Annotated in this window: 11 protein-coding genes; 6 read left to right on the top strand and 5 right to left on the bottom strand. The window is 74.9% G+C overall.

Features of this window, described 5'->3' with window-relative positions:
- Positions 1 to 116: 116 nt before the first annotated feature.
- On the top strand, positions 117 to 1442 hold the full coding sequence (locus ACW14Y_RS35690) for an MFS transporter (RefSeq protein ID WP_456984820.1): 1326 nt from the start codon (positions 117 to 119) through the stop codon (positions 1440 to 1442).
- 63 nt (positions 1443 to 1505) lie between these two features.
- On the opposite strand, the gene ACW14Y_RS35695 is transcribed toward ACW14Y_RS35690, so the two are convergent.
- A complete protein-coding gene (locus ACW14Y_RS35695) occupies positions 1506 to 2147 on the bottom strand; it encodes a hypothetical protein (protein ID WP_456984821.1) in 642 nt (213 codons plus the stop codon).
- Between the two features lie 339 nt (positions 2148 to 2486).
- On the opposite strand from ACW14Y_RS35695, the gene ACW14Y_RS35700 reads away from it, so the two are divergent.
- Positions 2487 to 4127 (top strand): alpha/beta hydrolase, encoded by a 1641-nt coding sequence (locus ACW14Y_RS35700; RefSeq protein WP_402722682.1) that lies wholly within the window; start codon positions 2487 to 2489, stop codon positions 4125 to 4127.
- 119 nt (positions 4128 to 4246) lie between these two features.
- Here the strand turns inward: ACW14Y_RS35700 and ACW14Y_RS35705 are convergent, their stop codons facing one another.
- From ACW14Y_RS35705 to ACW14Y_RS35720, 4 genes are all read right to left on the bottom strand, one after another.
- A complete protein-coding gene (locus ACW14Y_RS35705; RefSeq protein WP_456984823.1) occupies positions 4247 to 5503 on the bottom strand; it encodes an NAD(P)/FAD-dependent oxidoreductase in 1257 nt (418 codons plus the stop codon).
- A gap of 142 nt (positions 5504 to 5645) precedes the next feature.
- On the bottom strand, positions 5646 to 6077 hold the full coding sequence (locus ACW14Y_RS35710; protein WP_380308635.1) for a nuclear transport factor 2 family protein: 432 nt from the start codon (positions 6075 to 6077) through the stop codon (positions 5646 to 5648).
- A 5-nt stretch (positions 6078 to 6082) separates the two neighbouring features.
- Positions 6083 to 6886 (bottom strand): MBL fold metallo-hydrolase, encoded by an 804-nt coding sequence (locus tag ACW14Y_RS35715; protein ID WP_380308633.1) that lies wholly within the window; start codon positions 6884 to 6886, stop codon positions 6083 to 6085.
- 140 nt (positions 6887 to 7026) lie between these two features.
- Positions 7027 to 8355: an MFS transporter gene (locus ACW14Y_RS35720; RefSeq protein ID WP_456984824.1), complete on the bottom strand. Its 1329-nt coding sequence runs from the start codon at positions 8353 to 8355 to the stop codon at positions 7027 to 7029.
- 101 nt (positions 8356 to 8456) lie between these two features.
- On the opposite strand from ACW14Y_RS35720, the gene ACW14Y_RS35725 reads away from it, so the two are divergent.
- The 4 genes from ACW14Y_RS35725 (at position 8457) to ACW14Y_RS35740 (ending at position 13886) form a co-directional block, all read left to right on the top strand.
- Positions 8457 to 9554, top strand: coding sequence for a DUF5937 family protein (locus ACW14Y_RS35725; protein WP_380308629.1), 1098 nt, complete (start codon positions 8457 to 8459; stop codon positions 9552 to 9554).
- A gap of 138 nt (positions 9555 to 9692) precedes the next feature.
- On the top strand, positions 9693 to 10595 hold the full coding sequence (locus ACW14Y_RS35730; RefSeq protein ID WP_380394497.1) for a PhzF family phenazine biosynthesis protein: 903 nt from the start codon (positions 9693 to 9695) through the stop codon (positions 10593 to 10595).
- A gap of 155 nt (positions 10596 to 10750) precedes the next feature.
- Positions 10751 to 12526, top strand: a complete 1776-nt coding sequence (locus tag ACW14Y_RS35735; protein WP_456984825.1) for an ALF repeat-containing protein — start codon at positions 10751 to 10753, stop codon at positions 12524 to 12526.
- 127 nt (positions 12527 to 12653) lie between these two features.
- Positions 12654 to 13886, top strand: a complete 1233-nt coding sequence (locus ACW14Y_RS35740; RefSeq protein ID WP_456984826.1) for a phosphotransferase family protein — start codon at positions 12654 to 12656, stop codon at positions 13884 to 13886.
- Positions 13887 to 13948 lie beyond the last annotated feature (62 nt).

Genomic DNA, 13948 nt, shown 5'->3' on the forward strand with positions numbered 1-13948 from the left:
GAGCGCGGTCCTCCGGAAAACGATTTGCCGAAGCGGCCCAGGATCATGATGATCCACTGGACCTTCCGCGTGGTCCGCCATCGGCACAGACTGGTGTCCACACCGAAGAACCACTGATGGCCCACCACCCCAGGAGCATCGTGCCGTCCCGCCGCACCCCGCTGTCCGGATCCCAACGAACCCTTGCGACAGCCCAGTTGGTGAGCGCGATCGGAGACGGCGCCTACTACACCAGCTCGGCGCTCTACTTCACCCGGATCGTCGGTCTCTCGCCGACCCGGCTCGGCCTCGGCCTCGCGGTGGCCTGGGCGATCGGTTCGGTCGCCGGCGTACCGCTCGGCCACCTCGCCGACCGGCGCGGCCCCCGGGGCACGGCGGCGGCGCTGGCGTTCGTCACGGCGGCGGTGGTCGCCTCGTTCCTCGTGGTCGACGACTTCCTGCCGTTCCTGGTCGCCGCCTGCCTCTACGCCACCGCCCAGTCCGGACTGGGCGCGGCCCGGCAGGCACTGGTCGGCGGCCTCGTCCCGGAGGGCGAGCGGACGGCGGCGCTCGCCCGGCTGCAGGCCACCCTCAACGCCGGGCTGGCGGTGGGCGCCGCGCTCGGCGGCGTCGCGCTCACGGTCGGGACCAGGGTGGCCTTCCTCGCCGCGTTCACGCTGACCGCGCTCGGCTTCCTGGCCACGGGCCTGATCCTGCTGCGGCTCCCGGCGGTGGTCCCGGCGACCGTCGCGGTGGCCGGTGCGGCGGGCGGTGCCGGGGCGGACGGTGCGACGGCCCGGAAGGGCCGGGACGGCGGCTTCGCGGTGCTGGCCGACCGCCGCTACGCGGTCGTGACGCTGGTCAACACCGTGCTGCTGCTGCGGATGCCCCTGCTCAGCCTGGTGATCCCGCTCTGGATCGCCGACCGCGCCCCGCAACTCGGCTGGCTCGGCTCGGCCCTCTTCGTCCTCAACACCGTCGGCGTGACCCTCCTCCAGGTCCGCACCGCCCGCGCCGTCACCGGCCTGCCCTCCGCGGCCCGGGCCGTCCGCCAGGCCGGCGCCGTCCTGCTCGCCTCCTGCGCGGTCTTCGCGCTCTCGGCCGCGCCCGTCCCGGTCTGGGCGGTGGCGGCCCTGCTCGTCGGCGGCGCGGTGCTCCAGGTGTTCGGCGAGATGAAGCAGTCCGCCGGATCCTGGCAGATCGCCTTCGACCTGGCCCCGGCCGACCGGCTCGGCCAGTACCAGGGCTTCTTCGGCACCGGCGTGGCGGTGGCCCGCACCGCCGGACCGCTGCTGCTGACCACCCTCCTCCTCGACGGCGGCGGCCCGGGCTGGCTGGTCCTCGGTGTCCTCTTCCTCGCCGCCGGCTGCGCCATGGGCCCCGCGGTCCGGTACGCCGAGCGCGACCGTTCCTCCTGGCTCACCCCCGCTCCGGCCACCGCGCCGCTCACCCCCACCGGCTGAGGCCGGTCTTCGCCCCGGGGGCCGGGTGCGGGCGCGGTGCCCCGCCCGCACCCGGGGATCGGGTTACAGGTGCGGGAGGACGAAGTCGTACCCGGCCACCGAGTGGGCGTTCCCGGCCGGGCAGACGCCGTTGGTGGGGTAGCCGTAGAAGTAGAGGCCGTAGCACTTGGGACAGAAGCGCCAGTTGCGCTGCGAGCCGGGGGGCTCCGGGATGTCGTGCGGGAGGACGAAGTCGTAGCCGGCCGCCGCGTGGGCGTTTCCGGCGGGACAGCGGCCGTTGTCGGGGTAACCCCAGAAGAACATGCCGTAGCACTTGGTGCAGAAGCGCCAGTTGTGCTGGGCGGTCGGGGTCTCGGGGATGTCGTGCGGGATGTTGAAGTTGTAGCCGGACGAGTCGTGGCCCGCGCCCGCCGGGCAGGCGCCGTCGGTGGGGTAGCCGCGGAAGTACAGGCCGAAGCACTTGGTGCAGAACCGCCAGTCGGTCTGACTGGCGAGGATCCTGGCGCCCTCGGCCTCCTTGCCTTCCTTGCTCTCCCTGCCGTCCTTGCCCTCCTCGGCCGCCGCCGGTCCGGCCGTGGCCCCGATCGAGGCCACGGCGCCCAGACCGGCCACCGCCGTGAGGCCCAGTGCCCGGGTCAGGACCGTGCGCCGGTCGGGCCGGGGGCCCGGTGCGGGGTCGTCGTCGTGTGTGGTCGGGAAGCCCATGACTGTCCACCTCTCCGCCGGTGGTGGCCGGCGAATCCTCGGGAACGGTTCGGTCGGGTTTCGCAACGCCGAGTATCGAGTCGGGGCTGTACACGGTCAACGGAGCGCAGGCGCACGACCCGGCGTCCGCCGCTCGCGGCGCGCCCCCGGGCTGCCAGACCATACGGTTAATGATGATCTTCGGCCATCGGCCGCACTGTTTCCCGTCAATCTGGCTCCGATAAAGGATATTGACGGCCAATCGGGCACTCCTCGCAAGAATCTGCGGTCACGCACGTCTTCCGCTGTTGATCGAGGGCTGACAGGCTGTCCGGCGTTCGCAGAACCGGAGGAGGTTTCGTGTCCCGATTCACCGGCACGGTACTGGCGGTCACCAGTGCCCTCGCCCTCGTCGCAGGCTCGGCCGCGGCGGCCGTCGCAGCACCGGCCCCCGGCGCAGCCGCCGAGGCCAAGGTGGCACCGGTCGACTGGAAGCCGTGCAACCCCGATCCGAGCCAGCCGGACCCCAAGATCTACGACTGCGCCGTCTACCAGGTGCCGCTCGACTACGACCACCCCAAGGGCGAGACCACCGGCATCGCGATGATGCGCCGTCGCGCGAGCGACCCGGCCAAGCGGATCGGCTCGCTGTTCCTCAACCCCGGCGGCCCGGGCGGCAGCGGTTACCTGTGGGCGACCACCACCCGCTTCGGCAAGGACGTCCAGGACCGCTTCGACCTGGTCGGCTTCGACCCGCGCGGTGTGGCCCGCAGCAACCCGCTGAAGTGCTTCACCACCGACGAAGAGGCCGCGGCCGTCAACGACCGCATGATCGGCGTCCCGGTGACCAGGGCCGAGATAGCCCAGACCATCGACGCCACCGAGGACTACAGCGACGCCTGCTCGCGCAACGCCGGCCCGCTCATCGAGCACATGTCGACCATCAACGTGGTCCGCGACCTCGACCGGATGCGGCGCGCCGTCGGCGACAGCAAGCTGAACTTCGCCGGCTTCTCCTACGGCACCCTGATCGGCGCCACCTACGCGGGCATGTACCCGGACAAGGTGCGCGCCCTGATCGTCGACGGCAACGTCGACCCCAACCTGCGGATGCACAACGGCGTCGAGTACGACCGTCAGCGCGCCACCGGCTTCGAGGTCGCCCTGACCGAGTTCCTGAAGCGCTGCCAGACCGCGGGCGCCCCGCGCTGCGCCTTCGGCGAGGGCGACACCCGGGCCAAGTTCGACGCCCTCCGCGACCACCTGCGCACCAGCCCGGTCACCCTGCCGGACGGTACCCAGGTCACCCTGTCCAGCTTCACCAGCCAGGTCGCCAGCTCCCTCTACGCGCAGCGCCTCCAGGCGCCGCTCGCGGTGTCGCTGCAGGCGATCCACCAGGTGCTCAACGCCCCGGCCGCCGCCCCGCAGGGCCTGGCCGCCGGCGCGCCCGCCGCCGCGCCCGCCGTCGACCCGGCCGTCGTCGAGAACGCCAAGGTGCTCGCCAGGACCGTGCCGAACGCCCTGCGCGAGGCGCTGCCGGAGACCCCGTACTCCTCCGACGACTCCTACTACGGCGTCAACTGCCAGGACAAGCCGTACCCGTCGAACCCGTGGACCCTGGCCAACCTGGCCAAGCCGTGGGAGAAGGAGTCGCCGACCTTCGGCCGCTACCAGGCCTTCGACGGCCCGACCTGCGCCTCCTGGCCGGCCCCGGCCCGCGACGCCGAGACCTTCACCGGCCCGTGGAACCGCAAGACCGCCGCCCCGGTGATGGTCATCGGCAACCTCTACGACCCGGCGACCAACTACGGCTTCGCGCAGCGCATGCAGCGCCAGCTGGGCAACGCCGTGCTGGTCTCGGTCGACGTGGTCGAGCACTGCGCCGTCGGCCGCAGCAAGGAACTGAACAAGCTGGTCACCGACTACCTGGTGAACCAGAAGGCCCCGGCCCCCGGCCAGCTCCTGAAGCCCGATGCCGAGGCCTTCCCGCCCGTCGCCTGAGCCACACCCGAGCCACGCCTGAGCCACCCCTGGGAAACACCGAACGGCCCGCCCCCGGAAACAGCCTTCCGGGAGCGGGCCGTTCGGCCGTGCGGGGGCGGGGCTCGGCCCGTGCCGGATCAGACGTCGCCGAGCGGCACCTCGGGGTCCGCCAGGCGGGCCGGGTCGATGACCCGTCCCGAGCGGATCAGCGAACGGATCGGGTCGGTGACGTCCCAGACGTTCACGTTCATACCGGCCAGGACCTTGCCCTCGGCCAGCCAGAAGGCGATGAACTCCCGGGTCGCCACGTCCCCCCGGAACACCACCCGGTCGTAGCCGCCCGGCTCCACCCAGCCGACGTACTCCAGGCCGAGGTCGTACTGGTCCGAGAAGAAATAGGGGACGCGGTCGTACACCGCGTCCTCGCCGAGCATCGCGCGGGCCGCCGTCTGGGGCTGGTTGACGGCGTTGGCCCAGTGCTCGACGCGGATGTGGCGCCCCAGCTGCGGGTGGTAGGCGTTGGCGACGTCGCCGGCCGCGTGGATGTCGGGGTCCGAGGTGCGCAGGTGCTCGTCGGTCTTGATCCCGTTCTCCACCTCCAGTCCGGCCGCCTCGGCGAGTTCGGTGTCCGGGGCGATGCCGACGCCCACCACCACCGCGTCCGCCGGTACCACCGTGCCGTCCCCGAGGCGGACGCCGGTGACCCGGTCGTCCGCGCCGGTCAGTTCGGCGACCTTCGCCCCGAACCGCAGGTCCACGCCGTGGGCGCGGTGCAGGTCGGCGAAGACCTGGGCCACCTCGCGGCCGAGCACCCGCAGCAGCGGCAGCTCGGCCGCCTCCAGCACCGTCACCTCGGCGCCCGCCGTCCGGGCCGCGGCCGCCGTCTCCAGGCCGATCCAGCCCGCGCCGATCACCACGATCCGGGCGCCCGGGCGGAACTCCTTGCGGATCCGCTCGCTGTCCTCCACCCGGCGCAGGTAGTGCACACCGCCGAAGTCCCCGCCGGGAACCGGCAGCCGGCGCGGCACCGAACCGGTGGTCAGCAGCAGCTTGGCGTACTCCACCCGCCCGTTGTCGGCCAGCGTCACCGTGTGCGCGGCGGGGTCGATCGACACCACCCGGGTGCCGAGCCGCAGCGTCACGTCGTGCTCCGCGTACCACTGCGCCGGGTGGACGTAGATCTTCTCCCGGGAGCTCTTGCCCAGCAGATAGCCCTTGGAGAGCGGCGGGCGCTCGTACGGGCGCTCGTGTTCCTCGCCGATCAGCACGATGCCGCCGGTGTACCCGGCCTCGCGCAGCGCCTGCGCCGCCTTCGCGCCGCCGAGGGAGGCGCCGACGATCACGATGGGACGCTGCCGCCCGGCGCCGTCGGTGCCCGTACTGTCCGTGGCCATGCTGAACTCCTCGCTCTGCGGCGGAAACCACGGACAGCCTGCCGCCGGCCGGCGAGCCTGTCGAGACGGCGTCCGGCGCGCCGCCGCGGCTCCCCCGAACGGGTGACGCCGCCCGGGAGCGGGAGCGGGATCGGGGGAGTGCTCAGGGAGTCATCGCGTCCCGGACCAGGGCGGTGTCCGTGAACTGCTCGAACCGCACGATCCGCCCGCCGCGCACCGTGAAGTGGTGCGCCACCCGCACGTTCAGCGCCCGCCGGGTGGCCCGGTGCACCGCCGTGTAGCGGGCCAGCACCACCACGTCCTCGCCGTCCACCACGTACCGGTCGTCGTGCGCCGCCCAGTCCTCCCACTCGGCGGCCAGCCGGTCCATCACCCCGCCCGTCACGCCCTTCGGCGTCCGGTAGGTGCCGGCCAGCGGGAATCCCGCCATCTCCGTCCACTCCACGTCCTCGGCGAGCGTCGCCCGCAGCGCCGCCAGGTCGCCGCGCGCCGAGGCCAGGTACTGGCGGCGGACCACGTCGGCCGGGGCGTCCGACTCGGCGAACGCGGCCGCGGCCCTCGGAATCTCGATCATCGCGCTCAGCCCCAGACCAGCTCGCCCTTGGCGACCTTCGTCCCGAGGTCGACCGCCAGCGGCATGCCCAGCCCGGGGAACCGCTGGTCCAGCGCCTCCCGCGCCGAGGCCGCGTCCGGCGCCCGGCCGACCTCGGTCTCGAAGCCCCGCAGGTAGTCGCGGGTGTGGTCGATCGAGGAGGTGTCGGTGGGCGCGTCGGCCGTCCGGTGCCCGGCCACCACGAACTCCGGCTCCAGCGCCGCCATGCCGTCCAGCAGGTCGATCCAGGCCGAGCGCTGCTCCGGGGTCGGGGTGTCGGCCGTCCACACGTGCAGGCCCTGGAACAGCAGCACCCCGCCGAACAGCGCGCGGTGGTGGTGCTGCCAGAGGTAGTGCCGGTCCGGCAGGTGGAAGTCGGCGCCGCGCAGTTCGAAGCGGTGGCCCTCGAAGACCAGTTCGTCGCCGGGCAGCACCTCCGGGAGGACCAGCCGGGTCGGCAGCTCGGGGCCGAGGTGCGCCCAGGCGCGGAGCTTTGCCTCGAAGGTCTCCGTGATGTGCTCGACGGTCGACGCGGTGGCCAGGAACCGGGCCTCCGGGAAGGCGTCCTGGACCTCCTGGGCGCCGAAGTAGAAGTCCGGATCGCCGTGGCTGACGAAGACCGTGGTCAGCCGCTTGCCGGAGGCCCGGATCCGCTCCACCAGCCGGCGGCCGTCGGACCGGGTGAACCCGGCGTCCACCAGCAGCGCGTCCTGGGGGCCGGTGACCAGCACGGAGGTCTTGTTGAGCGAGCTGTCCGGGCTGTCGATGACCTCGAAGTCGAGGGCGCTCATGAACGGTGTCCTTCCTCGCGGCCGGGCGCGTCGTCCTGCGTGCCGGGGTGCGCACGTCTCGCGTGCCGGGTGTGCACGCCTCGCCGCCCAGCATCGGCGACCCGGCGCACGCCCGCACCCCGGGGACGGCGGCCTGCGGTTCACCCGCGCGGGCGCAGCCGGGCCACGGCGACCGAGGAGAGCAGGGTGGCACCGGCCAGGACGGGCCAGAGCACGCCGGGACCGACGGCCAGCAGCGCGGTCAGCGCCGCCGGGGCCAGGGCGCGGCCGACACCCATCGACAGCTCCCAGCGCGCCAGCGCCCGGCCCAGCAGGTGCGGCGGGGCGGTCGCGGCCACCAGTGCCGTCCCCGAACCGGAGTAGAGGATCTCGCCGAACGTGTACAGCACCGACACCGCCGCCACCGCGCCCGCCGCCGCCGTGCCGCCGAGCCCGCCGGCCGCCCAGAAGCCCAGGTAGGAGAGGGTGAGCGCGATCCCGCCGGTGGCCAGCACGGTGTGCCGGGACCGCTCGCCGAGCCGGAGCACCACGGCCAGCTGGAGGGCGATCACCAGCACGGTGTTGCCGACGAAGATGCCGGAGGACCAGGCGGCGGAGGCGTGCAGGTGCAGCACCAGCAGGGCCGGCAGGGCCACCTCCAGGACGTCGAAGGTGAAGGCGAAGGGGAGGTTGGCGACGCTGAGCAGGGTGATCCGGCGCAGCGCGGGATCGGTGGTGGAGGCGGGGGCGGGACCGGTGGTGGGGGCGGCGGTCGCCGCGGACGGCCCGGGCGACGGTGCCTCCACCGGTGGTGCGGACACCCGGAGCGAGTGCACCAGCCCCGCCGCCAGCAGGCAGGCCGCCGCGGTGACCCCGGCGAGCAGCTGGAGCGTCCCCGTGCCGCCCGCCACCGCCAGCGTCGCCAGCAGCGCGCCCGCGCCCAGCCCGGCGTTGCGCAGCGTCCGGCCGGCCGCGAGCGCGGCGTCCCTGGTGCGGCCCTCGGTGAGCGTCGACACCACGGCGGCGTGGGTGGCGGGCCAGGACTGGCTGCCCACGCCGAGCAGCACCGCCGCCGCCGTGAACCCGGCCACCCCGTCCGCCAGCAGCAGCGTCACCGACCCGGCCGCCCGGACCAGCAGCGTCGCCGCGGCGGGCAGGCTGCGGGCGCCGAGGTCGATCCACCGTCCGGTCAGCGGGAGCACCAGCAGCCCCGCGACCATGCCGGCGGACATCGCGAGGCCCGCCGTCCCGGCGTCCAGGGCGAGGACGCCGATGCCGTAGAGCAGCAGGAACGGCCGCAGCAGTCCGGTGCCGAGGGCGTCCACCAGCAGGGCGGCGGCGTAGCGGGGCCCGCCGGCGGCGGTCAGCAGGCCGAGCAGCGCGGCCGGTCCGCTCCGGGGCCGTTCGGCGTCGGCACCAGTGGCGGCGCCAGTGGGGGAGGGAGCGGTGGGGGGAGTGGGGGCAGGCTTCGGGGTCTGGATCAGGCTCATGGCCGGTACCGTCCGTCCGCACCCGGCCCGCACGCACGTCGATTGACGACTCCCGTCAATCGACGCCGGACCGCGCCGGCGCGGGTGACAGGATCGGGGCCGTGAGCCTGACCATCGACATCACCGGCCTGCCCGACGAGCGGCTGCTCTTCACCCCCTCGCCGCTGGCCGAACTCAGCGCCGTGCTGCACGTGCTCGCCGAACCGGCGCACCACCCCGACCTGCACGGCTGGGCGGCGAGCACCATCGCCACCGTGCCGCCCGCGCTCGCCGAGCGGCTGACCGAGGCGGAGTTCCTCTGGCGCTCCTCGCGCGCCGACTTCCTCGTCCCCGGCATCCCCGGCGCCACCCTCGCCGAGGAGCTCGACGCCGTCGACCGGATCGACGACGAGCAGTACGTCCGGGCCGCGCTCGTGACGACCTGCGGCGTCTCCCGGCTGTCCCACCGGACGCGCTCGCCGCTCACCGACCCGGCGGAACAGGAACGGGCCCGGGAGCTGGCGCTCGCCCGCGGCCCCCGGCAGGCGGACTTCGCGGACCGGCTGCTCACCGACCCGCCCGCCGTCCGGGCCATGGTCCGGCGGATGCTGGAGGACTGCGCGGACGCCTTCTTCACCGACGCCTGGCGCCGGGTGCTGCCCGAACTCGCCGCCGACGCCCGCCGCAAGACCGACCTCCTGGTGCGGCACGGCGCGGTCGAGGCGCTGGCCGCCGTCTCCTCCTCGGTCGTGCTGGAGGACGGGGGCGAGGGGCGGCGCCGGATCGTGGTCGACAAGCTCCAGGACAACACCACCAGCGCGACCGGCGCGGGCGGCGTCACCTTCATCCCGACCGCGTTCGGCCGCCCGCACCTGCTGGTGGTGTCCGCGGCCGGCTGGCGCCCGGTGGTGCAGTACCCCCTGGCGGCGCCGGGGGTGCCCGAACCGGTCTCGCTCGCGTTGGTCCAGCAGCGGCTGGAGGCGCTCGCCCACCCCGTCCGGCTCCGGCTCGCCCGCACCATGGCGCGGGGCCCGCACACCACCGGCGAGCTGGCCGCCGCCTGGCAGCTGAGCGCGCCCGAGGTGTCCCGGCACCTGGCGGTGCTGCGCCGGGCCGGGCTGCTGACCACCCATCGGCGCGGGCGCTACATGCTGTACCAGCTGGACCTGACGGTCGGCGCCCGGCTGGGCACCGACCTGCTGGAGGCGGTGCTGCGGTGACGGGGGCCTCGTCGACGGGGACCTCGTCGACGAGGCCGCATCGACAGGGCCGCATCGACAGGGCCGCATCGACAGGGCCGCACCGACAGGGCTGGATCGACGGGGAACAGCGGCCGGGCCGGGCGCGTTCGTGCGGGCATGACCACTGACGCCACATCTGCCGCTGCCGCCACCGCCGCCGCTCCCGAGATCCTCCGCTACGCCGCCTTCGCCACAGACCCCGCCGGGGGGAACCCGGCGGGCGTGGTGCTCGACGCCTCCGGCCTGAGCGCCGACCGGATGCTGGCGATCGCGGCCGAGGTCGGCTACTCGGAGACGGCGTTCCTGGTCCCCGGCCCGGGTGCCGGCGAGTACGGCGTCCGCTACTTCAGCCCGCTGACCGAGGTGCCGTTCTGCGGCCACGCCACCGTCGCCTCCGCCGTGGCCCTCGCCGAGCGGGTCGGCACCGGCCGCTACCTCTACCGCACCGCGGCGGGCGAGGTGCCGGTCGAGGTGGCGGAGGACGCGGACGGCGGCCTGCGGGCCACCCTCACCAGCGTCGAACCCCGGGTGGAGGAGGCCGCCGCGGCGGACGTGGAGGAGGCGCTCGCCCTGCTCGGCTGGGCCGCCGGGGACCTCGACCCCGCGCTGCCGCCCCGGTACGCGTACGCGGGCGCCCGCCACCTCGTCCTCGCCGCCGGGACCCGGGACCGGCTGGCCCGGCTCGACTACGACTTCGACGGTCTTGCGGCTTTCATGACGGTCCGGGACCTCGTCACCGTCCAGCTGGTGTGGCGGGCCGCGCCGGACGTCTTCCACGTCCGTAACCCGTTCCCGGTCGGCGGCGTGGTCGAGGACCCGGCCACCGGGGCCGCGGCGGCCGCTTTCGGCGCCTACCTCCGCGACCTCGATCCGGCCGCCGCCCCGGCCGCCCTCACCCTCCACCAGGGCGAGGACCTGGGCCGACCGGGCACTCTCCATGTCGACCTGGGCACCGCGGCCCCGCGGGTCCGGGTCTCCGGTGCGGCGGTCGCCATCGAGCAGGAGGACTCCGCTTCCTGATTGTTGAGAAGGCGTCAGGCGGGGGCGAGAGGGCGGCGTCGTGGGTCTGTGACACCGGATGCTCATGAGCCGTAAATATGGTGGTGTGAAGATCCGTTTGAAGGCCCTATGCTTCGTGCGTTCACGATGTCTTCGCACGAAGCAAGGTCTGCCGGATGAAGCTTCCCAAGGTGTCCGCCGTGGTCGCGGCCGCCGTCCTGGCCCCCGCCGTCCTCTTCCCCTCCTCGGCCTCGGCCGCCGACGCGCCCCGGCCGACCGGGGCCTCCGGGCCCGACAACGGTTCCGCCGGTACCCCCGACGCCGCGCCGACCGACGCGGGCCAGGAGGACCTGGACCGGGCCGAGGTCCGGCGGATCCTCGCCGACAAGGCCAGCGGCGTGTCCGTGCGCGAGGCCGCCGAGAAGGCGCTGGCCGCCGGGACCGCCGCCGCGCTGCGGGAGTTCCTGACCACGGGCCTCCAGAACGCCCGCTACATCGACTACCGGGTGGACACCCTCCGGATCCTCGGCGTCGGCGGCCCGGCGGTCAAGAAGGCCGCCGATACGGCGCTGCGCGGCTCGTACGCGGACCTCGTCAAGTTCCTGGAGGAGGGTCAGTTCACGGCCCGGGCCCAGGACGACCGGGCGGAGGTCGAGCGGATCCTCGCCGACCCGGCCACCGGACGCCTCGTGCGGGAGGGGGCGCAGAAGGCGCTGGACGCCGGGACGCCCGCCGCGCTGCGGCACTTCCTGACGGTCGACCTTCCCAAGTGGCGCGAGAGCGACGACCGGGTCAAGCTCGTCCAGATCATGTCCAAGGGCGGTCCCGCGGTACAGGCCGCCGCGATCGCCGCGATGGACGGCTCGTACGCGGACATCGTCAAGTTCCTCCAGGAGGGCCAGTACACGGCCCGCGCCCAGGACGACCGGGCCGAGATCGAGCGGATCCTCGCCGACCCGGCCACCGGCCCGGACACGCGGGAGGCGGCCCAGAAGGCGCTGGACACCGGCACGCCCACCGCGCTGCGCCACTTCCTGGAGGTCGAGCTCCCCAACCGGCGCGAGGGCGACGCCCGGCTCAAGCTCACCCAGATCATGTTCATGGGCGGCCCCGCGGTGAAGGACGCCGCGAACACCGCGATGATGGGTTCCTACGCGGACGTCGTGAAGTTCCTGGAGGAGGGTCAGTTCACGGCCCGGGCCCAGGACGACCGGGCCGAGATCGAGCGACTGCTCGCCGACCCGGCCGCCGGCCCGGGGGTGCGGGAGGCGGGCCAGAAGGCGCTGGACACCGGGACGCCCGCCGCGCTGCGCCACTTCGTGGAGACCGAGCTCCCCGTCCAGCGCGAGCACGACGCCCGGGTGGCGCTCAGCCAGATCATGGCGAAGGGCGGTCCCGAGGTGCGGGCCGCCGCGAACACCGCGATGGACGGCTCGTACGCGGACGTGGTCAAGTTCCTCCAGGAGGGCCAGTACACGGCCCGGGCGAAGGACAACCGGGCGCAGGTCGCGCAGCTCGCCGAGACCGGCGGACCGGCCGTCAAGAAGGCCGCGCTCGCCGCGCTGGCCGGCAACGAGCAGGCCGTGGCGACCTTCCTGATCGAGGGCTGGGCCAAGGCGCGGGCCGAGGACGAGGCCGCCGCTGCCAAGCCGGGCACCGACCCGACGGCCCGGCCGACCGAGCCGACCACGGCCCCGGCGGCGCAGACCCCCGCCACCGGCGGCCAGGTCGTCCAGGCCGCCGCCCGCACCACCTCGGGCACGGGCACCGGCACCGCCGCCGTCACCCGGACGACCACCGGGACCACCGGCAGCGCGACCGTCGGCTCCGGCCAGCTCGCGGCCACCGGCACCGAGGGCCTCGGCCTGGAGGCCGGCGGCGCCGCCGCGGCCCTCGCCGCCGGTGCGGCGCTGGTCGTGGTGTCCCGCCGTCGTCGCTCCGCCGAGGGCTGACCGCCCAGCAGGACCCGACCCCCGACCCCCGGCCGCCCGTACTGGCGGCCGGGGGTCGCGTGTCTGCGGGCGCGGCCGGTCGGAAAATCGCTCGCGCGGCCGTGGGCGGGTGCGGGAGGCTGCGCGGATGGATCGAGAAACCGGTCGGACGGCCACCGTCCACCTCACCCATGACGGCGACCACCTGGGGCAGCTCGGCCCGTTCGACCTGGCGGACCCGTGGTGGTCGTCGGTCGGGGAGCTGACCGGGCGTGTCTCGGCGGAGGCCGGGGTGGCGGTGGCGGTGGTCCGGCTGGCCGGGGTGACGGGCGGTGGGGGCTGCCGGGGCGGGCACACGGTGTACCACGCCGAGGCGCTGGAGAGGCCGACGGACCGGGCGCCGAGCCCGGCCGGGCCGGAGCTGGACGCGTTGCTGGGCCCGGCCGAGCGGCGGGCCGGGTGGGCCACGCCCGCCGGGCTGCGGGCCGCCCTCGACTGGGCGGAGCGGGCGTCGGCGGCCGCCGGACGGCCGGTCACCGGGCGGGCGGAGCAGGTCCGGACGTGGAACCTGTCCGGGGTGTTCCGGCTGCCCACGGCCGCCGGAACGGTCTGGCTGAAGGTGATCAACCCGGCCTTCAACGTGGCCGAGGCGGAGGCGATCGCGCTGTTCGCCGCCGTCGCGCCCTCGCTGGTGCCGACGGTGCTCGCCGCCGACCCGGCGCACGGGCGGGTGCTGCTCGACGACGTGGCGGGGGAGGACTGCTGGGGCCCGTCGGCCGAGCAGGTGGCGCTCGCCGTACCGGGGCTGGTCGCCGCCCAGGCCGCGCTGGCCGCCGACGGGCGGGCCGCCTCGGCCGCACTGCCCGACCGCACCCCGGGCGCGGTGGCCGCCGCCGCCCCTGGCCTGCTGGACCGGCTGGCCGCGACGGGCGAGCTGACGGGCGGGGAGCTGACCGCCGCCCGGGCGCTGGCCGCGCGCCTGCCGGAGCTGGCCGCGGAGCTCGCCGCCTGCGGGCTGCCGGAGACCGTGGTGCACGGCGACTTCCACCCCGGCAACTGGCGCTCCGACGGCTCCGGGCTGGTGGTCATCGACTTCGCCGACACCTGTTTCGGCCACCCGGTGGCGGACGGGCTGCGGCCGCGCGGCTACGTGGACGGGGAGCGCTGGGCGCAGGTCGCCGAGGAGTGGGCACGGGCCTGGCGCGAGCGGGTGCCGGGGTGCCTGCCGGAACGCGCGCTGGAGCTGGCCGGGCCGCTGGTCCACTTCGGCTACGCGCTGCGGTACCAGGAGTTCCTGGACCACATCGAGGACAGCGAGCGCCCGTACCACGAGGGCGATCCGGCGGCGGAGGTCCGGAGCGCGCTGGCGGCGGCGGGCTGATCCGCGCGGGCCGTCCGGCGCACCGTTGTCGTGGCGGCGCCGCGCCGGGCGGGGCGCGGCGC

Source organism: Kitasatospora sp. cg17-2 (assembly GCF_054031055.1).

Excerpts from the sequence above, each read along its gene's own strand:
- ACW14Y_RS35690 (WP_456984820.1), top strand. The coding sequence starts at position 117 with ATGGCCCACCACCCCAGGAGCATCGTGCCGTCCCGCCGCACCCCGCTG.
- ACW14Y_RS35715 (WP_380308633.1), bottom strand. The coding sequence starts at position 6,886 with ATGAGCGCCCTCGACTTCGAGGTCATCGACAGCCCGGACAGCTCGCTC.
- ACW14Y_RS35740 (WP_456984826.1), top strand. The coding sequence starts at position 12,654 with ATGGATCGAGAAACCGGTCGGACGGCCACCGTCCACCTCACCCATGAC.
- ACW14Y_RS35695 (WP_456984821.1), bottom strand. The coding sequence starts at position 2,147 with ATGGGCTTCCCGACCACACACGACGACGACCCCGCACCGGGCCCCCGG.
- ACW14Y_RS35705 (WP_456984823.1), bottom strand. The coding sequence starts at position 5,503 with ATGGCCACGGACAGTACGGGCACCGACGGCGCCGGGCGGCAGCGTCCC.
- ACW14Y_RS35720 (WP_456984824.1), bottom strand. The coding sequence starts at position 8,355 with ATGAGCCTGATCCAGACCCCGAAGCCTGCCCCCACTCCCCCCACCGCT.
- ACW14Y_RS35710 (WP_380308635.1), bottom strand. The coding sequence starts at position 6,077 with ATGATCGAGATTCCGAGGGCCGCGGCCGCGTTCGCCGAGTCGGACGCC.
- ACW14Y_RS35735 (WP_456984825.1), top strand. The coding sequence starts at position 10,751 with ATGAAGCTTCCCAAGGTGTCCGCCGTGGTCGCGGCCGCCGTCCTGGCC.
- ACW14Y_RS35730 (WP_380394497.1), top strand. The coding sequence starts at position 9,693 with ATGACCACTGACGCCACATCTGCCGCTGCCGCCACCGCCGCCGCTCCC.